26 protein-coding genes are annotated in these 19,139 nt (G+C 67.5%); 19 read left to right on the top strand and 7 right to left on the bottom strand.

Going from position 1 to position 19,139, the window contains the following annotated elements:
• The first annotated feature begins 39 nt into the window (after nucleotides 1-39).
• The 12 genes from D3H54_RS29215 to D3H54_RS29160 all read left to right on the top strand — a co-directional run bounded on the left by D3H54_RS29215 (nucleotide 40) and on the right by D3H54_RS29160 (nucleotide 10,330).
• The gene (locus tag D3H54_RS29215) at nucleotides 40-864 is read left to right on the top strand and encodes a cutinase family protein (protein WP_149383138.1); all 825 of its coding nucleotides are present in this window, start codon (nucleotides 40-42) and stop codon (nucleotides 862-864) included.
• Between the two features lie 91 nt (nucleotides 865-955).
• A complete protein-coding gene (locus D3H54_RS29210) occupies nucleotides 956-1,711 on the top strand; it encodes an SDR family oxidoreductase (protein ID WP_149383137.1) in 756 nt (251 codons plus the stop codon).
• 204 nt (nucleotides 1,712-1,915) lie between these two features.
• A complete protein-coding gene (locus D3H54_RS29205) occupies nucleotides 1,916-4,711 on the top strand; it encodes a helix-turn-helix transcriptional regulator (protein WP_149383821.1) in 2,796 nt (931 codons plus the stop codon).
• Between the two features lie 107 nt (nucleotides 4,712-4,818).
• Nucleotides 4,819-5,409 (top strand): sigma-70 family RNA polymerase sigma factor, encoded by a 591-nt coding sequence (locus D3H54_RS29200; RefSeq protein ID WP_149383136.1) that lies wholly within the window; start codon nucleotides 4,819-4,821, stop codon nucleotides 5,407-5,409.
• Complete coding sequence (locus D3H54_RS29195) at nucleotides 5,406-6,140, top strand: SDR family NAD(P)-dependent oxidoreductase (RefSeq protein ID WP_115317835.1); 735 nt, start codon at nucleotides 5,406-5,408, stop codon at nucleotides 6,138-6,140. The genes D3H54_RS29200 and D3H54_RS29195 overlap by 4 nt, the downstream gene beginning before the upstream one ends.
• A 17-nt stretch (nucleotides 6,141-6,157) precedes the next feature.
• Nucleotides 6,158-6,586, top strand: coding sequence for a cupin domain-containing protein (locus tag D3H54_RS29190; RefSeq protein WP_115317834.1), 429 nt, complete (start codon nucleotides 6,158-6,160; stop codon nucleotides 6,584-6,586).
• Nucleotides 6,587-6,592: 6 nt separating this feature from the next.
• Nucleotides 6,593-7,483, top strand: a complete 891-nt coding sequence (locus tag D3H54_RS29185) for a hypothetical protein (protein ID WP_172507259.1) — start codon at nucleotides 6,593-6,595, stop codon at nucleotides 7,481-7,483.
• A 26-nt stretch (nucleotides 7,484-7,509) separates the two neighbouring features.
• The gene (locus tag D3H54_RS29180) at nucleotides 7,510-7,866 is read left to right on the top strand and encodes a VOC family protein (protein WP_083117830.1); all 357 of its coding nucleotides are present in this window, start codon (nucleotides 7,510-7,512) and stop codon (nucleotides 7,864-7,866) included.
• Between the two features lie 12 nt (nucleotides 7,867-7,878).
• Entirely contained in the window at nucleotides 7,879-8,280 is a 402-nt protein-coding gene (locus D3H54_RS29175) for a nuclear transport factor 2 family protein (protein WP_115317832.1), read from the top strand.
• Complete coding sequence (locus tag D3H54_RS29170) at nucleotides 8,280-9,101, top strand: SDR family NAD(P)-dependent oxidoreductase (RefSeq protein ID WP_149383135.1); 822 nt, start codon at nucleotides 8,280-8,282, stop codon at nucleotides 9,099-9,101. The genes D3H54_RS29175 and D3H54_RS29170 overlap by 1 nt, the downstream gene beginning before the upstream one ends.
• 123 nt (nucleotides 9,102-9,224) lie before the next feature.
• Nucleotides 9,225-9,512 (top strand): hypothetical protein, encoded by a 288-nt coding sequence (locus D3H54_RS29165; RefSeq protein ID WP_115317830.1) that lies wholly within the window; start codon nucleotides 9,225-9,227, stop codon nucleotides 9,510-9,512.
• 101 nt (nucleotides 9,513-9,613) lie between these two features.
• On the top strand, nucleotides 9,614-10,330 hold the full coding sequence (locus tag D3H54_RS29160; protein ID WP_149383134.1) for an NUDIX hydrolase: 717 nt from the start codon (nucleotides 9,614-9,616) through the stop codon (nucleotides 10,328-10,330).
• A 60-nt stretch (nucleotides 10,331-10,390) separates the two neighbouring features.
• Here D3H54_RS29160 and sodN read toward each other — a convergent pair whose 3' ends face one another.
• Entirely contained in the window at nucleotides 10,391-10,813 is a 423-nt protein-coding gene (sodN, locus tag D3H54_RS29155; protein ID WP_036342074.1) for a superoxide dismutase, Ni, read from the bottom strand.
• 85 nt (nucleotides 10,814-10,898) lie between these two features.
• Between sodN and D3H54_RS29150 the strand changes: the two genes are divergently transcribed.
• The 3 genes from D3H54_RS29150 to D3H54_RS31385 are packed head-to-tail and all read left to right on the top strand — an operon-like array spanning nucleotide 10,899 to nucleotide 11,544.
• Nucleotides 10,899-11,174: a S26 family signal peptidase gene (locus tag D3H54_RS29150; RefSeq protein ID WP_172507258.1), complete on the top strand. Its 276-nt coding sequence runs from the start codon at nucleotides 10,899-10,901 to the stop codon at nucleotides 11,172-11,174.
• 41 nt (nucleotides 11,175-11,215) lie between these two features.
• Nucleotides 11,216-11,389 (top strand): CsbD family protein, encoded by a 174-nt coding sequence (locus D3H54_RS29145; RefSeq protein WP_115317828.1) that lies wholly within the window; start codon nucleotides 11,216-11,218, stop codon nucleotides 11,387-11,389.
• A 2-nt stretch (nucleotides 11,390-11,391) separates the two neighbouring features.
• Entirely contained in the window at nucleotides 11,392-11,544 is a 153-nt protein-coding gene (locus D3H54_RS31385) for a hypothetical protein (protein WP_163789027.1), read from the top strand.
• 1 nt (nucleotide 11,545) lies between these two features.
• Here D3H54_RS31385 and D3H54_RS29140 read toward each other — a convergent pair whose 3' ends face one another.
• On the bottom strand, nucleotides 11,546-12,475 hold the full coding sequence (locus tag D3H54_RS29140) for a lytic transglycosylase domain-containing protein (RefSeq protein ID WP_432246562.1): 930 nt from the start codon (nucleotides 12,473-12,475) through the stop codon (nucleotides 11,546-11,548).
• A 69-nt stretch (nucleotides 12,476-12,544) separates the two neighbouring features.
• On the opposite strand from D3H54_RS29140, the gene D3H54_RS29135 reads away from it, so the two are divergent.
• The 4 genes from D3H54_RS29135 to D3H54_RS29120 are packed head-to-tail and all read left to right on the top strand — an operon-like array spanning nucleotide 12,545 to nucleotide 15,037.
• Nucleotides 12,545-13,129: a M15 family metallopeptidase gene (locus D3H54_RS29135; protein ID WP_149383133.1), complete on the top strand. Its 585-nt coding sequence runs from the start codon at nucleotides 12,545-12,547 to the stop codon at nucleotides 13,127-13,129.
• A 55-nt stretch (nucleotides 13,130-13,184) separates the two neighbouring features.
• Entirely contained in the window at nucleotides 13,185-13,967 is a 783-nt protein-coding gene (locus tag D3H54_RS29130; RefSeq protein ID WP_210419619.1) for a maleylpyruvate isomerase family mycothiol-dependent enzyme, read from the top strand.
• Entirely contained in the window at nucleotides 13,964-14,656 is a 693-nt protein-coding gene (locus D3H54_RS29125; protein WP_149383131.1) for a mycothiol-dependent nitroreductase Rv2466c family protein, read from the top strand. Before D3H54_RS29130 ends, D3H54_RS29125 begins: the two co-directional genes overlap by 4 nt.
• A gap of 27 nt (nucleotides 14,657-14,683) precedes the next feature.
• Nucleotides 14,684-15,037: a VOC family protein gene (locus D3H54_RS29120; RefSeq protein WP_149383130.1), complete on the top strand. Its 354-nt coding sequence runs from the start codon at nucleotides 14,684-14,686 to the stop codon at nucleotides 15,035-15,037.
• Nucleotides 15,038-15,043: 6 nt separating this feature from the next.
• Here D3H54_RS29120 and D3H54_RS29115 read toward each other — a convergent pair whose 3' ends face one another.
• The 5 genes from D3H54_RS29115 to D3H54_RS29095 form a co-directional block, all read right to left on the bottom strand.
• On the bottom strand, nucleotides 15,044-15,964 hold the full coding sequence (locus D3H54_RS29115) for an esterase family protein (protein WP_286199337.1): 921 nt from the start codon (nucleotides 15,962-15,964) through the stop codon (nucleotides 15,044-15,046).
• 159 nt (nucleotides 15,965-16,123) lie between these two features.
• A complete protein-coding gene (locus tag D3H54_RS29110; protein WP_149383129.1) occupies nucleotides 16,124-16,591 on the bottom strand; it encodes a DUF4262 domain-containing protein in 468 nt (155 codons plus the stop codon).
• Nucleotides 16,592-16,677: 86 nt separating this feature from the next.
• The gene (nagA, locus tag D3H54_RS29105) at nucleotides 16,678-17,808 is read right to left on the bottom strand and encodes an N-acetylglucosamine-6-phosphate deacetylase (RefSeq protein WP_149383128.1); all 1,131 of its coding nucleotides are present in this window, start codon (nucleotides 17,806-17,808) and stop codon (nucleotides 16,678-16,680) included.
• Nucleotides 17,809-18,594 carry a glucosamine-6-phosphate deaminase gene (gene nagB, locus D3H54_RS29100; RefSeq protein ID WP_149383127.1) on the bottom strand — a complete coding sequence of 262 codons (786 nt, stop codon included), beginning with the start codon at nucleotides 18,592-18,594 and terminating at the stop codon, nucleotides 17,809-17,811.
• Between the two features lie 6 nt (nucleotides 18,595-18,600).
• Nucleotides 18,601-19,071, bottom strand: coding sequence for a PTS sugar transporter subunit IIA (locus D3H54_RS29095; protein ID WP_149383126.1), 471 nt, complete (start codon nucleotides 19,069-19,071; stop codon nucleotides 18,601-18,603).
• Between the last annotated feature and the right edge of the window lie 68 nt (nucleotides 19,072-19,139).

Below are 19,139 nucleotides of genomic sequence, written 5' to 3'. Positions count from 1 at the left end.
GGCGATCAACTTGCTGAGAAACCGTGGAGGGAATGCATTGTGATTGGGCGCCTGGGATCGGCCGTGCTGGCCGCGGGTATGGCACTGGCCGGGCTGACGGCCGCAACCGCGTCGGCGGCGCCGGGGTGCGCGGATTACCACTGGATCGGTGCCGCCGGCTCCGGTCAGCGTGACAGTGCCAACCTGACCGCCAACGGCGGGATGGGCTCCGTGGTGTACCAGTCCTACCAGCAGCTCAAGGCGCAGCTCGCCGCGGACGGCCGAACCATCGACGCGGAGGCCGTCCAGTATCCGGCGGCCCCGGTGCCGCTGGAGGGCGGAATCAGCGGCTGGCTGGGCTTCCTCGGCAGTGTCGGTGACGGTACCGACGCGACCGAGAAGCAGTACAAGGCGTTCACCGAGCGGTGCCCGGACACCAAGGTGGTCCTGGCCGGCTACTCGCAGGGTGCGATGATCGTCCACCGCAACCTGTACGACCTGGCGGATGATCCGCATCTGGCCGCAGCACTGCTGATCGCCGACGGCGACCGGCTGCCGGTCGACACCACGATCAAACTGGGGTCGACGGCCGTCGCGCTGGGCCACGGGGAGGGCGTCGCGCAAGACCACTCGTTCCTGGCGTCGACCAACACCTCCCCGCTGCCGCCGGCCATCGGCACCCGGACCATCAGCGTGTGCGATGTCGGCGACCCGGTCTGCGACTACAACCCCGATACCGGGAAGATCTCCGATGCGGCGATCGCCATCCACACCTCGTACGCGCCCGCCCTCAGCGGCCCGCATGCGTGGGGCACGCCGCTCTACACCCTGGTGACAGCGACGCAGACCGCCGCGCCGACGGAGTTGTCCGCCCACACCGCCTGACCCGGTTCCGCCGTCGGGATGAGTTTTCACGACCCCATCCGTTCTGGCCGTCAGGGAGCTGTCCTGCCCCCGAAAGCCAGAAGGGATCATCATGAAAATCGTCGTAATCGGTGGCACCGGCCTGGTGGGCTCGAAAGTTGTGCAGAATTTGACCGCGCGTGGTCACGATGCCGTCGCCGCAGCCCCCTCGACGGGGGTGAACACGATTACGGGCGAAGGTCTCGCCGAAGTGATGGCGGGTGCCTCCGTTGTCGTCGACGTCTCCAATTCCCCGGCGCTGGACGACTCGGCGATCGAATTCTTCCGCACCGCCACCACGAACCTGCTCACCGCCGAGCAGAACGCCGGGGTTACCCACCATGTCGCGCTATCCGTGGTGGGCACCGACAAGCTCGCTCTGCAGAGCGGCTACTTCCAGGGCAAGCTGTTGCAGGAGAAGCTGATCAGTGAAGGCCCGATTCCGTTTTCGATCGTGCACGCGACCCAGTTCTTCGAGTTCGTCAACACGCTTGCCGATGCCGCGACCGAGGGTGACACCGTGGTGCTGCCGCCCAAATACTTCCAGCCGATGGCCGCCGCCGACGTCGCCGAGGGGATCGTCATCGCCGCCGTCGGTGAACCGGTCAACGGCAGCGCCGAAATCGGCGGCCCCGACATGGTCTTGCTGGCCGACCTCATCGGCACAGCGCTGACCGCCCGCGGAGACAGCCGTAAGGTCGTCACCGATCCGGCTGCGTCGTACTGGGGTGTCGACATCGACGAGCGCACGTTGGTCCCCGGCCCGGGCGCCACACTCTTCGACACCCGATTCGAGGATTGGCTTCTCGAATCGGCCGCCAAGTCGTAGGCCCCACGAGCCGATGCTGTTCTGCGGCATGTCCGTTGGCCACAAAGACATCTCGATGAGCCACGCACACACTGTCCGGGCACCCCTTGACGAGACCGTCACGTTCGTCCCGGGCCAGATCCCGTCACCTCGCCACCCCCGGCCCCGGTTACGATCAAGACCGGAAAATCCGGCGAGGTCCGCTAGGGGCAGACGGTGGTGCCTATCTCGAGCGACGGACGGCCAGAGCAACTGCATGGCCGTACCGCCGAGTGCCGAAAGCTGCAATCGGTGGTCTCCACCGTCGCCGGTGGTGATTCGCAGGTACTGGTGCTGCGGGGCGAAGCCGGTGTGGGCAAAACGGCGTTGCTCGGGTACCTCTCGGAGCGGGCGTCGGCGCTGCGCGTCCTGCACGTCGCCGGCGTTCAGTCGGACATGGAGCTCGCGTACGCCGGCCTGCAGCAACTGTGCGCGCCGCTCCTCGAGCACCTCGGTGAGCTCCCGGATCCGCAACGTTCGGCGCTCGACGTCGCCTTCGGTCGCGGAGTGGGCGATCCGCCTGACCGGTTCCTGGTGGGTCTGGCGGTGCTGAGCCTGATGGCGGCTGCCGCGCAACGTCAGCCCCTGCTGTGCGTGGTCGACGACGCGCAATGGCTCGACCAGGTGACCGTACAAACCCTGGGCTTCGTGGCGCGCCGCCTGCTGGCCGAGCCGATCGGATTGGTGTTCGACGCCCGCGATGACGGCGCCCAGCCGCTCGCCGGGCTTCCTGAGCTGACCGTCCGCGGGCTGTCCGACGGCGATGCGCGCGAGCTACTGGACTCGGTCATGCTCGGCGGCATCGACCCGCCCGTACGTGATCGCATCGTATCCGAGACCAGGGGCAATCCGCTTGCGCTGCTTGAGGTTCCGCGTAACGCATCGGCCACCGAGCTCGCCGGCGGCTTCTACATCGCGGGCTCGGCATCGGCGCCGGGTGCGATCGAGACACGTTATGTGCAGCGAATCCAGGCGCTTCCGGAGCCGACGCGTCGGCTGCTGCTGGTGGCGGCGGCCGAGCCGGTCGGCGATGCGGCATTGTTCCTGCGCGCCGCCGCCGCGCTGGGTATCCCCATCGACGCGCTGGCGCCGGCCGAAGCCGCCGGCGTGATCGAGTTCGGACCGCGGATGCGGTTCCGGCACCCGCTGCTGAGGTCCGCGGCCTACCGCGCCGCCGATCTGGCCGACCGCAGAGCGATCCACCGCGCTCTGGCCGACGCCACCGACCCCGACGCGGATCCCGATCGGCGCGCGTGGCATGCCGCCAACGCTGCGGCAGGACCAGATGACGCGGTGGCGCAGGAGCTGGAGACGTCGGCGGCGCGGGCCCAGAGCCGTGGCGGAATCGCCGCGGCGGCAGCGTTTCTCGAGCGCTCCGCGATCCTGACAGCCGATCCGGACCTGCGCGGCGCGCGGGCGTTGGCTGCCGCCCAGGCCAAGCGGGATGCCGCGGCGCCGGCCGCCGCCCGTGACTTGCTCGACGTCGCGGAGCGGGGACCGTTGTCAGGGCTGCAACGGGCTCAGGTGGCGCGCCTGCGAGCCCAGATGGACTTTGTCCGCAGCCGAGCCGGGGAGGCGGGAGCGCCGTCGGTGCGCGATACCGCGCAGGCACTGCTGGATGCCGCTCGCGCGCTGGAACACCTCGACGACTACGCATCTCGAGAGAGCTACCTCGAAGCGATCGCGGCGCTGTTGTATGCCGGACGCCTCGGTGACCCGCGGGCGCTGACCTATGCCGCGCAGGCGGCCCTAGCCGCACTGGACCGTGAGGCCGAACTGTCCCGTTCGGTGGACTTCTTACTCAAGGGTATCGCCGCGCGTATCACCCAGGGAGTCGGCGCAGGGGCCGAATCGATGCGAATCGGCTTGGATCACATGTGCATTCAGGCCGCGGCCGATGACCGCAACGTCCTGCGGTGGCTGGTACCGGCGTTCCCGATCCTGCAAGAATCGTCGGCCCACGAACTGTGGGACCAGGCCACCGTGCAACAGCTCTCCGCCGCGGCTGTGCGCGCTGCGCGCAACGCCGGTGCCCTTGCCATCCTGCCGCGTGCGCTGGTGTACCAGGCCGGCGTCCACCTGCTCGAAGGCGAATTCCGCACGGCAGCAACACTTGTCGAAGAAGCCAACGCGATCACGTCCGCCACCGACCACTACGCGGCGGTCAAGTATCACGCATTGATGCTCACCGCCTGGCGGGGCGACGCGGCCGAAGCCGAACGGTTGATCAAGGCCACCGAAGCGGACGGAATCAGCCGGGGTGAGGGCCGGGTTCTCGGGCTGACCGGGTACGCCGCGGCGGTGCTATACAACGGACTCGGCCGCTACGACGAGGCGCTGGCCGCCGCCCGGACGGTGTGCGAATACCAGGACATCGGCTTCTACAGCTGGTGTCTGTACGAACTGGTCGAAGCGGCCGCACGCAGCGGCGCGCGGGACACTGCGGCCGCGGCGATCCACGACCTCGCCGATCGCGCGGGAGCAAGCGGAACCGACTGGGGCCTGGGCGCATTGGCCGCGGCCCAGGCGATGCTCGCCGACGACGAGGACGCCGACGCGCTTTTTACCGAAGCCATCGAGAGGTTGGGGCGCACCACGATCGCTGTGCACCGGGCCCGCGCGCATCTCGTGTACGGGGAGTGGCTGCGACGGGTGCTTCGCCGAGCCGACGCGCGGCGGCAGCTGACCGAGGCTCACGACATGTTCGTCCGGATGGGTGCCGGCGCTTTCGCCGAGCGTGCCCGCCGCGAGCTGGCGGCCACCGGAGAGAAGGTGCGCGCGCAGCAGCCGGCCTCGGGCGGTGAGCTCACGGCGCAAGAGGCGCAGATCGCGCGACTGGCCGGCGAAGGCCTGACGAACCAAGAGATCGGCGCGCAGCTGTTCATCAGCACGCACACCGTCGAGTGGCACCTGCGAAAGGTGTTCGCCAAGCTCGGCATCACCTCACGCAGACAACTGCGGGCGATGTCCTGGGCAAGTTAGGCCTGACCACGGGCCGACGACTACGGACTACGGGTTTTCAAGGGTTCGCCTGCGCGGCGTGACCGCGAGGCTGAGGTCATCAGCACTTCGCACCCAGGAGACCGTTCATGACCGTCACGTGTGTTCCCCGGCCAACCGACTCAGAGGCCGCGGACCGGTTCGCCCGCGACGCACAACCCCTGTTCGGGGCCCTGCTGCGCCGGGCCAGGGGATTGACCAAGACCACGGCCGACGCCGAGGACCTGGTGCAGGACACCCTGCTGCACGCGTTCATGGGCTATCACACGTTCCGCGACGGCACCGACTTCAAGGCATGGCTGCTCCGGATTCTCTACAACCGCTGGGTGAGCGGCTTCCGTGCCAAGCAGCGCCGGCCGTCGGAGGTCCCGGTGGACGATGTCGCCGAGGGCGACCTTGCCGTCAGCGCAGCCCGGACATCCACCGCCTCGCGCTCGGCCGAGTCCGAGGCGCTCACCCGGCTGCCCGACGGCGACCTCCGTTCGGCGATGGCCACCTTGCCCGAGGATTTCCGCACGGTGCTGTTTTACGCCGAGGTCCAGGGCCACACCTACGCCGAGACCGCGATGATCCTGAACATCCCGCGCGGCACGGTGATGTCCCGGGCCTCCCGCGGCCGGGCGCGGCTGCGGGTGGCTCTCGCCGCCAGCGCGTACGCACCGACCGCTCAGATCGCATGAGCACCGCGACGGAACTCAGCGGGCAGACGGCGCTGGTCACCGGAGGCACTGCCGGGATCGGGCTGGCATGCGCCCGGCTGTTGGCCGGCGCCGGCGCCACCGTGATCGTCACCGGTAGAGACCGTCGGCGCGGCGCGGCCGCGGTCGGCCAAATCTCCGGCCAGGCGAGCTTCGTGGCAGCGGACCTCTCCGATGCCGGCGCGGTACAGGCACTGGTCGACCGGGTGGGTGAGGTGGACATCCTGGTCAACAACGCCGCCAGCTTTCCCGGAGCACTCACCGTCGACCAAGACCTCACGACGTTTCAGACGACGTTCGACACCAACGTGCGGGGAACGTATTTTCTGACCGCGGGCTTGGTCCCGGGCATGCTGCGCCGACGCCGGGGCAGCATCGTGAACATCACATCGATGGTCGCGTCCAAAGGGGTTGGCGGCGCATCCACCTACGGCGCGTCGAAGGCCGCGGTCGAAGCACTGACGCGATCGTGGGCCGTCGAGTTCGGCCCCTTCGGCGTGCGCGTCAACAGCGTTGCGCCCGGGCCCACCGATACCGAAGGCGTCGTCGCGCAATGGGGTGACACCAACGACGAACTCGGCCGTGCGCTGCCCCTCGGGCGCACCGCCCGCCCCGAGGAGATCGCCAACGCGGTGCTCTTCCTCGCGTCCCCCCGGTCGAGCTTCATCACCGGATCGACCCTGCACGCGGACGGCGGCGGGACCGCCGTCTGACACCAAGGAGAATAATCATGACGAAAAACCATGACCCGCAATGGGAGAACGCACTGACCGTCGTTCAGGACGTGCACCCGCCGTTCATCCCAGAGGGAGCCGATGTGATGACTGTCGTCATCGAGTACCCGCCGGGCAGTCCTGGGGCCCCACCGCACCGCCATCCGAGCGGGCCGGCGTTCGGTTACATGCTGGAAGGCGAGATGCTCTTTGAACTCGAAGGCGAGCCACCACGTGTCATCCGCGCGGGCGAAGCCTTCTGGGAGCCCGGCGGCGACGTCATCCACTACTCGGACGCCAACAACCGAGACGACGTCAAGAGCCGGTTCGTCGTCACGATGGTGTGCGTCCCGGGCCGGCCGATGCTCGAACTCGTCGACGATAGCGAACTGACCGCCCGCAAACACCTGCGGGTAGCGGCCGAACCCGCCGCCGGAAAGGACTGAATGACTGTGTCTCGCATCCTGCTTCAAACGACCATCACCGCCCAGCCGGATGACTGGGACATCGACCGCTTCGCACTCCTTGCCGCCGAATTGCGCGCCGCCGGGCATGACGTGCTCGCCCGCAACCGCGCATCCCACGACGACGATCCGGTGCTCAGCGCCCTGGACGACCTGGGGTTCGATCAGCTGTGGTTGATGGCCGTCGACACCGGCGACGGCCTGACCGACGCCGAAGCCGACGCCATCGCCAGGTTCCGCCGCGGTGGCGGCGGAGTGCTGACCGCCCGTGACCACCAGGACCTGGGGTCCTGCCTTACCCGGCTCGGGTCGCTGGGACTGGTCAACGAGTTCCAGGACAAGACGGTCGATCAAAGCCACCTCTGTGACGATCAGGGCACCCCGAGCATCTCCTGGCCCAACTTCCATTCCGGAGCCAACGGGGACTACCAGCCGGTCCTCGCCACGGACCCGGTGCACCCGCTGCTGCGCACTGGACACTCCGCCAGTGGCCGAGTCGAATGGTTCCCCGCACACCCCCACGAGGGCGCGGTCTCGGCGAGCGTTCCCTGCGCGGTCGTCGTGGCCGAGGGGCGAAGCAGCGCCAGTGGCCGCCGATTCAACCTCGCCGTCGCGATCGACGGTGAGACCTACGACGGGTTGCCGATGGGGCGGGCGCTCGCGGAATCGACGTTCCACCACTTCGCCGACTACAACTGGGATGTGAATCGTGGAGCGCCGTCGTTCGTCAGTGAGCCGCCCGGGAGCCAGATCCTGGCCGATCCGGCCCGGCTGAGGGTGTTCACGGACTATGTGCGCAACGCCGCGAGTTGGCTGCACCCGGTTGTGCGCACCGGTGCCGATGTTGAGCCCCAAGCGCGCCGCACTGTCGTACTCTGAATGCGCTTCACACACAGGAGGCGCCAGTGAGCGAGCACGAAGTCAAGATGATCATCCTGTCGACCGACGATCTGGATGAATCGATCAGGTTCTACAGTGACACCCTCGGAATGGCCGTGAAGTTCCGCGACGGCACGCATTTCGCGGCGCTCGACGGCGGTCCGGTCACTGTGGCGCTGGCGACGGAGGTCGACCACCCGATCCCCGGACAGGTCGTGGTCGGAATCAAGACGGCCGACGTCGACGCAGCCGCGAAGGCCGTCGAGGCCAGTGGTGGCGGAATTGTCAAGGGTCCCTACGACGACGCGCACGAACGTCGAGCCGTCGTCTACGACAACAAGGGCAACGGCCTGGTCTTCTACAGCCCGCTCGCGCGCAAGTAGGGCACGGCCCGCGTGACCGAACTTCAAGACCGGCAGGATATTTCAGATCTCCTGATCCGCTACGCCAGCGGCATCGACCGGCGCGACTGGGACCTGTTCCGGACCGTGTTCACTGCCGACTGCCACCTGGACTACGGCCAGATCGGAGTGTGGGACGGCGTCGATGAGGTCACCGAGTTCATGGACGTCGCGCATGCCGCCGCCGGCTACCTCATGCATCGCATCAGCAACATCGTCATCGATCTGCAGGACGATCGGGCCACCAGCCGCTGCTACGTCGATGCGTGGATCATGGCTGCGGACAACAACTCCGGGGTGAACGCCAGGGGCTTCTACGACGACGAGATCGTCCGCACCGACGCCGGCTGGCGGATCGCGCGGCGCACCTTCACCACTGTGCAGGTGGTGTACTGATGGCTGACAACTTCGCCGAGCGATACGGACCCTGGGCGCTGGTCGCCGGTGCCTCCGACGGCGTGGGTGCCGCCTTCGCGGACGCACTGGCCGCGCGCGGGCTCGATGTTGTGTTGCTTGCGCGCCGGCAACCGGTGCTCGACGATGTCGCCGCGGACATCCGCGGCCGGCACGGAATCGAAACCAGGACGCTGGCAATCGATCTCGCAGGAGCGGGTGCGGCGGCCGCCGTGGTCGAGGCGACGGCAGATCTCGACATCGGCTTTGTGGTGTACTGCGCGGGCGCTGACCCCGATTTCAGGCCGTTCCTGAGCAATTCGATCGAGGCGGCCGAGAACATGGTGCAGCGCAACTGCGTTGTGCCGATGCAGCTGTGCCACCACTACGCCGCACCGATGGTCGAGCGGGGCCGGGGCGGGATCGTCGTGTTCGGCTCCGGGGCCGGCTTTGTCGGCGGGCCGAACATGGTGGCCTACGGCGCGTCAAAGGCCTTCGACATGGTGTTCGCCGAAGCGCTGTGGAGCGAGCTGCACGACAAGGGCGTCGACGTCATCGGGCTGATCCTCGGCAAGACCGACACCCCCGCGCTGCGCAAGCTCGAACACCAACGCGGCACCCTTGCCTCGGAAGACGAGACACCCAAGGACGCGGTACCGGTCGAAGACGTGGTGGCCGAAGCCTTCGCGAACCTCACCAACGGGCCGACGGTGCTCGTCGGTGAGCAGATGCGCGGTGTCGGGCAGTTGCTGGCATCGATGGATCGCAACGACGCGGCGCGGCTGATGGCACAGTCGATCACCGCGGCAATGGGACCGAACTGACGCTCGGGTTTTTGCCCTGTTCAGTGCGTCGGATGTTTACCGATCTCAGATCTGGATAGCTAGTACCGGTACCAGGCAGGTCGTTACTCACGCACGATTGACGCACGATTGGAGCACGAAGCCATGAAGTTGATCGAGATTGTCGCCGGTGCCGCTGTCGCCGGCGGATTGGCTGCTACCGCACTGGGATTGAGCGCCGCGACCGCGGGCGCCGACCCCGGCTGGACCCCGCCTCCCGGCCCTGTCCAGCCCGCGCTGCCGCCGGCCGGACCCGATGCGGGCTCTCCGCCGGCCTGGGCCCCGCCGAAGCCCGTGGACCCGACCTGGGCCGCCGGCAACAAGCAGGTGTGGGACGAGGGCTGGAATCACTGGGGCGTCTGGATCAACGGGGTCTTCGTCCCGACCTACTGATCTGCGCATGACGCCGCGGGATGCCGTCTGATCGCCTGGGGTGACGGCACCCGCGGCGTCCTCGCGTGTGGGCATCCGGGACATCGCTCTATGGTCGAACAGTGACGATCACCTACGACGACGCGCTGCGGGACCAGATCCGCGATCACTTGAGCGGCCATCAACGTCGCTCGGCGGCCGACCCCACCAAGCGGCATGCCGCCGTCGCGGTGGTGCTCGTCGACTCCGACGCGGGTGAGGACAGGGTCGACCCGGCTCCCGTCGACGACTGGATTGCCGGCCGGCCGATGGAACCCGGCTTGGACGGCCGGATGGTCGAAGTCTCGGGTGGTGCCGCATTTCTGTTGTGTCGCAGGGCTTCCCGGTTGAACTCGCATGCTGCGCAGTGGGCTCTTCCCGGCGGCAGGCTGGACCCGGGGGAGACCGCGATCGACGCGGCGTTGCGTGAGCTCGACGAGGAAGTCGGGGTCACGCTGCCCCATTCATCGGTGCTCGGTGTGCTCGACGACTACCCGACGCGGTCGGGCTACATCATCACCCCGGTGGTGATCTGGGGAGGCGGGCGCCTGGACCCGCGTCCGGCGCCCGACGAGGTTGTCGCCGTCTATCGGGTAGGACTGCACCAATTGCAGCGCCCGGATTCGCCGCGGTTCATCACCATCCCGGAGAGCCCGCGTCCCGTCGTGCAGATGCCGTTGGGCAACGACCTCATCCATGCGCCCACAGGTGCTGTGCTGCTTCAACTTCGGTGGCTGTGCCTGGAAGGCCGTCACGATCCCGTCGACGAGCTCGAACAACCTGTCTTTGCCTGGAAATAGTCCCCTGAAAAGCACGTACCGCGCGGCCGTGAGGACCGCGCGGTACGTGGACGACGATTGTCAGGCAGGCGGGTAGACGCCCATGCCCTTGGCCTTCTCGGTCTGCCAGAAGATGTCCGAGATCTGATCGATGGTCGCGAGCAGCTTCTCAGCGGTGGCGGCGTCGGTCGACTTCTTGACATCACCGGCACCGTGCACGCCGTCCCAGAACAGCTGGTGCAGGTTCGGGAACTGCTCGAAGTGCTCCTTGGTGAAGAAGTCGGCCCACAACACCATCAGGTGATGCTTGACCTCCTCGGCGCGCTGCTCCTTGATGAGGATCGCGCGGGTCCGGAAGTGCTCATCATCCGAGTCGTTGTACTTCTGGATGGTCTTGAGGCACGACAGCGCCTCGATCTTGGCCTGCGCGGGGTCGTAGACGCCGCAGTACAGGTCGCAATGAGCGTGGGCAGGGGTGGCGTTGGCGAAAAGTCGTTGCAGCATGGCCCTAACTTACCCTTTCACTGTGCGGGAGAACCATGGGCTCGGTTCCTGGCCGCTGCGCCGGTTTCGGGTGGTGGAGGAGTCGATGTTGCCGACCCTTCGCCCTGGTGACGGGCTGTTGGCGGTTCGGGCCGGGACCCCGCGTACCGGACAATTGCGGGTGTTCCCCGATCCCACTCTGCCGACCAGGTGGCTGATCAAGCGGGTCGGGACAGTGCGGGGGCGTGGCCGGGCCGCGACCTTCGAGGCGTGCTCGGACAATCCGCACGCGCCGGGTGTCGTCGACTCGCGTCGATTCGGCTGGGTTCCGGCCGCGGGCTCCTACCGGGTGGTGTGGACCGTCCGCGGTACACACAGCTGAGTCTGAGTTTCGTTTCAGGGTTATTGAGGTAACCGGGGCGCATGGGTATCTCAGACAAGATCAGCAATAAAGTCGACGACGCCGCGGGCAAGGCCAAAGAGGGAGTAGGCAAGGCCACCGGCGACAAGAGCACCGAAAACGAAGGCAAGGTCGATCAGGCCAAGTCGAGCCTGAAGGACGCCGGCGAGAAGATCAAAGACGCTTTCAAGAGCTGAGTGTGGAGCTCAGCCAGCAGCCACCGGCCACGCCGGCGGATGCCAGGAAAGCGAGTGAAGAGCAGCGCATCCTGCAGGACCAGCTGGATCGTCAGAACGACGATCCAGCTGGCCCGGGCAAGGTCGATAGGCACCAGGTCGCCGACGAGACCTGAGCTACTGCGGGTGGGTGGCCAGGTATTCGGCGACCGGTATGGGCTCATCGGCGGAATATCCGATCGGTAGAACGACGTCACCTTCGGTGGTGACGTAGTAGACATCCCACTGGTAGAAGCCGGCGAAAGTCGCGGGGTCGGCCAGGACCGCGGCGTAATCCTTTACCGCAGCGACGTATTCGTCAGCATGGTTGTAGCGGTAGATGGCGTGATCGGGGTCCGCGCCGAAACCGTTCGCAGCCAGGTAACGTCCGGCGGCCATGATGCTGTCGCGGGGTGAGCGAATGTCGCCGCCATCGCCGTGGGCGGCAAATGTCGACGGCAAGAACTGCATCGGGCCGTCCGCTCCGGCGGAGCTCAGTCCCACGATGCTGCCGAACCGGGTTTCGATCAGGTTGATCGCCGCCAGATAGTTCCAGCCGACGCCGGTGGCAGCCTCGGCCTCGCGGTAGTAACCAAGCAATTCCTCGGCAGGCGCCGGCGGTTGGATCCGCCACGCCGGCAGAGTGTCCCGCGGGTGGGCCATCGAAGCGAGTTGCCGCCGCGCGTCGACGTTACGGTCGTATGCATCGACCAAACCTGGCGGGATCCGCGGCCGGATAGTCGAATCCCATTCGGGGTGGCGACCGATGCTGCGGTAAGCGACCTGCTGACGGCGCGCCGCCGCGACGAGCGCGGCCTGCGGAGTCGACGGATCGCGGATGGCCAGCTCATCGGCGACCAGGTCGTCGGCCAGTTGAGCAGGATCGGACGCCAGCCGGGGCTGCGCGTCGGCGGGTGCCGCGTCCGGTGGAGTAGTCGAATCCAGCGCGGCCGCGGGCACCGATGAGGCGTGCGGCCCGCTGACCGGCGTGCTCACCGGGTGGACAGTGCTCGATGCGCAGGCGGCAATGGCCAGCAGGACCGTCGCGGGCAGGAGAGCGAATCGGATGCGCACCGCTGAAGTCTGTCGTACGACGACGGTCAGCACCAGGATTCGGTCTGGGAGGATGGGTGGATCATGCGGATAGATGCCACCTCCGTCTCAGCCGTTGTGCTGGGTGCGGCCACGACAACGGCGCTGCTGGTCGGTGCCGCCGGCCTACCGGCCCCCGCACCCCGAATTGCTCTGGCCGACAACACCGTCAGTGTCGACCCGCCGGCCGTTGCGGCTGGTGACGGCTCGCTGGTCGACGGCCAGATTCTGACACCGTTCGACGTGCAGAACCCAGCTGTCGGACGGTTGGATCCGCGACTGCTCGACGCCATTCAGCAGGCCGACTCCGCGGCGTCGGCCGACGGCATCACGATGACGATCACATCGGGGTGGCGCTCACCGGAATTCCAGCAGCGGTTGTTGGACAGCGCGGTCGCCCAGTACGGCAGCCTGGCGGCTGCCCGCGAGTACGTACAGACCCCCGAGGCGTCCAAACATGTGGTGGGTGAGGCCGTCGACGTGGGCGGTGTTGGTGCCGACCAGTGGTTGATGACCAACGGCGCCCGATTCGGTCTGTGCCGCATCTATGCCAACGAGGTGTGGCACTTCGAGCTGGCCACCGATGCTGCCGGCGTCTGTCCACCGCTGCTGCCCAACGCCGCGGGCTAAAGCAGATCCCGTCGATCATGCCCGGGTATGCGCCGGGCGTAGTTGGATCGGGATCATGAGGAGTCTTGATGAGATCCGCTCCGCGCTGGAGGCCTGTTACTCGGCGATCGAGGGTCTGTGCGCTGATCTGAGTGACGCCGACTGGAAGACACAGTCGCTGTGCCCGGACTGGGTGGTGCGCGATGTCGTTCAGCACGTCGTCAGCATCGAAGCCGTGATGGCCGGCTGGGTACCGCAGGACGACGCCACCCCGCCGCCGTTCGAGCGGGCGGCGGAGTTCCTGGCCGGGACCGACGATCCGGCCACGCTCGCTGAGAAGGTCACCGCGGTCTTCGCCGAGCGCAGGCGGGAGCTGAGTTCGCTGACGGCCGCCGATCTGGATCGGCCGTCGTGGATGCCCACCGGGCGCGGGACCTACGGCCGGTTTTTGGAGATCCGGGTGTTCGATTTCTGGGTTCACGTGCGCGACATCACGATTCCGCTGGGCCGCTCCACCGACGACGGCGGGGTGGCGGCGGAGATCGCGCTGGGGCAGGTCGAGAGCTCGATCGGGTACATCGCCGGCAAGAAGGTGGGCGTGCCTGAGGGCAGCAGCATCGCCTTCCGGCTGACCGGCCCGCTGGTGCGGGAGATCAATGTCGCGGTGGATGGTCGGGCCACGCAGGTTGGGCACCTGACTGATCCGACTGCGGTGCTGACCACTGACTCGACCACATTCATCATGCTGGCGTGCGGGCGCATCGATCCGCAGGCCCAGATCGATTCGGGTGCGGTGAGCTGGACCGGTGACGCCGAGCTTGGTGAGCGTGCCGCCCGCAATCTGCGGTTCACGATGTGAGCGGGCGGCCGGAGTTCGTCGACTTCCACTTCGACGTGATGTGCCCGTACGCCTACCAGACGTCGCTGTGGATCCGCGAGGTTCGGGACCAGACCGGGCTGGTGGTGAACTGGCGGTTCTTCAGCCTCGAGGAGATCAACCGCAAAGAGGGTAAGAAGCACCCGTGGGAACGGGACTGGTCCTACGGCTGGTCGATGATGCGCATCGGAGCCCTGTTGCGGCGGCAGTCCATGGCGGACGTGGAGGCCTGGTATCAGCGCGCCGGCCAGGCCCTGCACGTCGACGGACACAAACCGCACGATCCGGCGGTGGCCCGACACCTGTTGGCTGAGCTCGGTTTTGATCCCGCGCTGGTGGATCAGGCCATCGCCGACCCCACGACCGGCGATGAGGTGCTGGCCGACCACAACCGCGTCGTGGCAGCCGACGGCTACGGCGTGCCGACACTGTTCTTCCCCGACGGCCAGTGCTTGTTCGGCCCGGTGCTGATCGACCCGCCCACCGGCGAGGCTGCGGTGCGGCTGTGGGACGCCGTCGTCGCGTGGACGGAATTCCCGCACCTCTACGAACTCCAACGCCCCAAGACACCCGCCGATGAGCAGCTGATCGCCGCGACGTTCCGCCCATACCTGGAAGCCCGCGACTGGGTGTCGATCAACCGGGGCGAGGTGATCGGCTTCGGGGACTAGCGGGCGCCGTCGCGGTTAGATCGAGCTATGCGAGTCAACCGGATCATTGCCGACCTGCCGGTCTCCGACATCGAGGCGGCCAAAGGCTTCTACACCGACTACCTCGGGCTGACCACCGAGGAGTTCAACCTCGGCTGGGTTGCCCGATACACCTCGCCCGACACGGGCGCGAATCTGCAACTGGTCACCGCCGATGCGACGGCGCCCGAGATGCCCGTCATCTCGGTGGCCACCGATGACGTCGACGCCGCCTACGAGCAGGCCCGCGCCCGCGGCTACCAGATTGTGCATCCGTTGACGACCGAGTCGTGGGGGGTGCGGCGGTTCTTCGTTCGCGATCCGGACGGCAACGTGATCAACGTTGTGGCGCATCGGGACTAGCGCGCGCTAGCCGGCGGGCGTCGCGCCCAGCACCCGTTGCAGGTCACCCTTCATCGCCTGCAGTTGCGCGCCCCAGTATCCCCAGCTGTGCGTGCCGCTGGGCGGGAAGTTGAAGACCGCGTTGCGGCCGCCGGCGGCCTGGTACTTGCGCTGAAATTCCTTGTTGGTGTTCAACGTGATGTTTTCCAGGTACCCGGCGGTGAACAGCCCACCGAAGGTCGGGTCGTCGGTGTTGTCGAGTTCGGACGGGGCGCCAGTCCCGCAGTAGATCCACACCGCGGTGCCGTTGGCGACCAGCCTTGCCACGTTGACCATCGGATCGTTGCGCTGCCAGGCCGGGTCGTTGGAGGGCCCCCACATGTCGGTGGAGCGGTACCCGCCGCCGTCCTTCATCGCCAGCCCGATCAGGGTGGGCCACAGGCCCAGCGACGGGTTGAGGAAGCCGGACAGCGAGCTCGCGAAGATGAACTGCTGGGGATGCCAGATCGCCAGTGTGAGGGCCGCACTGCCCGACATCGAAAGCCCGACCACCGCATTGTTGATCGGAGTGATCGCTTTGTTGAGCGCCAGCCACGACGGCAGCTCCTGGGTCAGGAATGTCTCCCACTTGTATGTCAGCGTCCCGTTGGACCCGGCCGCCGGCTGGTACCAGTCGCTGTAGAAGCTCGACTGGCCACCGACCGGCATCACCAGAGACAGCCCGGACTGGTAGTACCACTCGAATGCGGCGGTGTTGATGTCCCAGCCGTTCTCGTCATCGCGGGCGCGTAAGCCGTCGAGCAGATAGACCGCGTGCGCGCCGCCACCCTGAAACTGGACTCGGATGGTGCGGCCCATCGCCGGCGACGGCACGTCGAGGGCCTCCACCGGTAAGCCGGAGCGCGAGTAGGCCGCGGCGGGTGCGATCGGGCCCGCCAGGCCGACCATGCCCGGGACCAGCAGCACCGTTGCGGTGAGGACGCCGAGCCGTCGCACCCAGCGGGTCGCGCGGTGCACGAGGTTCCTCACGAGCAGCAAGGTAACAACGTCGCCGGCGTCGAGACGGTCTGGCGCGCCTGCCGTAATTGCTTTGTGATCGGTGGCAACTCACGCGGCTCGGGTGCGCACCCCCAACACCGGTTGCCGGCTTTCGCGGTCACAGAAGTCCGCGGCCCACGGCCACCGGCCGCGACCATCCGACCAGACGAGCTGCAATGCCCGAATCTCCCTGCCGTACAGGGCTGTCGCGAAACCCATATGTGCATCGGGATGTTCGACCTCGACGACCTCGAGCATCGGACCTCCGCAGAGGGTGAACTGCTGGCCGGCGGTCAACTCGGCTCCGCGCACCACGAGCTCGGCCGACTTGCTCAGCAGGCGGGCGGCCCGCTGCGGCGACACATTCGTCATCAGTAGCTCGGGGACGTCGTAGTCGCTCAAGCCGACCGTGTAGGCGAACGGCATCCGGGGCGATTCGACGTACTGCACTGCCCAGCCTCGCCGCAGGATTTTGGCGCGGACTTCGTCGAGATAGTTGGCGACGGTGTTCTCCGGGTGGTCGCACAACCAGCACATTGCTGGGCCCCTTTCGTCAGTTCGACGGCGTAGGAGACACGATGCACCGGGGGTCTGACAAAAAGTCGAACAGACGTTCGTCGTGCTCAGCGCGGAACCCACGCACCGCCATGCAGGACGTCGGTGACCGCGAGCTCAGTGTCCAGCGCGACCAGGTCGGCGCGTGCGCCCGCGACCAGTTCGGGGGACGGAAGTCCCAGTGCAAGAGCCGGATTCAGCGACGACTGGCGGACCGCGAGCAGCAGTGCCTCGTCGTGGGGGAGCCCGCTGTGGACGACGGCGAATCTGAACACCCGGTCCATCGTGGCGGTGCTTCCGGCGATCGTCGACGTCCCGGCCAGCCGGGCCACGCCGTCGGCCACCTCGACGTCCATCCGGCCGATGTGATATCGCCCGTCGGTCACCCCGGCCGCCGCCATCGCGTCGGTGACGAGCGACAACCGGTCGGGACCGGCCGCACGGACCACATGCCGGTACAGCGCGGCGTCGACGTGCACTCCGTCGGCGATCAACTCCACCGTCACCCGGGGGTCTTCCAGAAGTGCGATCACCGGGCCAGGCTCGCGGTGGTGGATCGGGCGCATCGCGTTGAACAGATGTGTACCCACCGTCGCGCCCGCGGTGATCGCCGTGCGGGTCTGCTCGTAGGTCGCCTCGGTGTGTCCGATCGCGGCCACCGCGCCGGCACTGACGATGCGCTCGATCGCGGCCAGCGCCCCCGGACGTTCCGGTGCGAGGGTGACCATTCGGATGGCTCCGCCGCCGGCCTGCAACAGCTGGCCGACTTCGCCGGTGTCCGGATCGCGAAGCACCACAGGATCGTGTGCCCCGCACCGTTCGGCCGCCAGCCACGGCCCCTCCAGGTGGATACCGGCGATCAGTCCGTCGCGCACCTGACCGGCCAGCACCTCGACCTGACGCAGCAGTTCGGCCGGTCCGGCCGACACCAGCGACGCGATCAGGGTGGTGGTGCCGTACCGGCGGTGAAGCTCCACAGCGGTCGTTGTGTCGTCCGTCGTCGCCACCGAGAAATCGGAACCGCCGCCGCCGTGCACGTGGGTGTCGACGAAACCGGGCACCACTGTGCCCAGCTCGCGGTCGGCGGTCCGCGGCGGCGGACCCGCACCCAGCGCCAGCACTGACCCGCCGGATACCTCAATCCAGCCCGGCCGCAACAACTCTCGGCCGGTCAGCAAGGTCGCAGCGGTGATCAGCACTCAGATGCCCTGCCATGACGGCTTGGACAGGTAGGTCTCCCGGTAGTAGTCGGCCAACTGCAGCCGTCGCGCCGCGCCACCGTCGAGGAGGACCGTCACGTGCGGGTGGTGCTGCAGGATGGTGGCCGGCCACATCGCGCTCACCGGCCCCTCCACCAGCTGATGCACCGCCTCGGCCTTGCTCCGGCCGAGGGCCACCAGCACGACGTGACGAGCCGCCATGATCGTGCCCAACCCCTGGGTGAGGCAATGCGTCGGGACTTGGTCGACGTCGTCGCCGAAGAAGCGGGCGTTGTCGATCCGGGTCTGGCGCGTCAGTGTTTTGATCCGGGTGCGCGACGCCAGCGACGACCCGGGCTCGTTGAAGCCGATGTGGCCGTCGGTGCCGATGCCCAGGATTTGCAGGTCGATGCCGCCGACCGCGGCGATGGCCGCCTCGTACTCGGCACATGCCGCCGGAATGTCCTCGGCCAGCCCGTCGGGCCCGGCGACCGCGCCCGGTGCAAAGTCGACGCGTGAGACGAACACCGTGTCGATGACGGTGCGGTAGCGCTCGGGGTGATCAGCCGGCAACCCGACGTACTCGTCGAGGGTGAATCCGCGAGCTTGCCGAAAGGAGATGCGCCCCGCGTCGCACCGGGCGGCCAGCTCGTCGTAGATCGCCAGCGGGGACGAGCCGGTGGCCAGCCCCAGCACCGCGGTCGGCGTGCGCCCGAGCAGAGACTCGACGGCATCGGCCGCCACCGCGCCGATCTGTGCGGCGTCGGGGAGGATGACGACTTCCATCAGGCCCTACTTGTTGGCAGTGAAAAGTGTTGAAGCTGCGGCGATTTCAGTACCCGTAGCGACCTCGTCGCCCACCGCGACATTGCCCGGCTCGCGTTCGTCCATCACCACGACGGGAACGATCGGGTTCAACCCGGCCGCGACCACCGATGGCACGTCATAGGTGATCATCGTCTGGCCGGCGGTCACGGTATCGCCCTCGTTGACGTGGGCGCTGAATCCCGCCCCCTTCAATGCGACAGTGTCGAGGCCGAGATGAACCAGCACTCCGACATTCTCGCTCGTCATGATGATGTAGGCGTGCGGCATCAGCTTGAGGACGCGGCCGCTGACCGGTGCCACCGCATCGATCACCTCGCGGGGCGGATCGACCGCGGCGCCGTATCCCACCATGCCTTGCGCGAAAACGGGATCGGGTACGTCGGCTAGCGCGACGGCACGCCCGGAGACCGGCGCGTGAACGGACGTTGTGCTCATTGTCGAAGACAATAGAGAGTTGACCCACCTGGCCGCGGCGGAAACAACGCCTCACCTCCGGCGATTTG

This window comes from Mycobacterium sp. ELW1 (assembly GCF_008329905.1).
Lineage (GTDB): Bacteria > Actinomycetota > Actinomycetes > Mycobacteriales > Mycobacteriaceae > Mycobacterium.
Note: the sequence above shows the minus strand (reverse complement) of the source record. Positions and strands in the feature narration are given on the sequence as shown.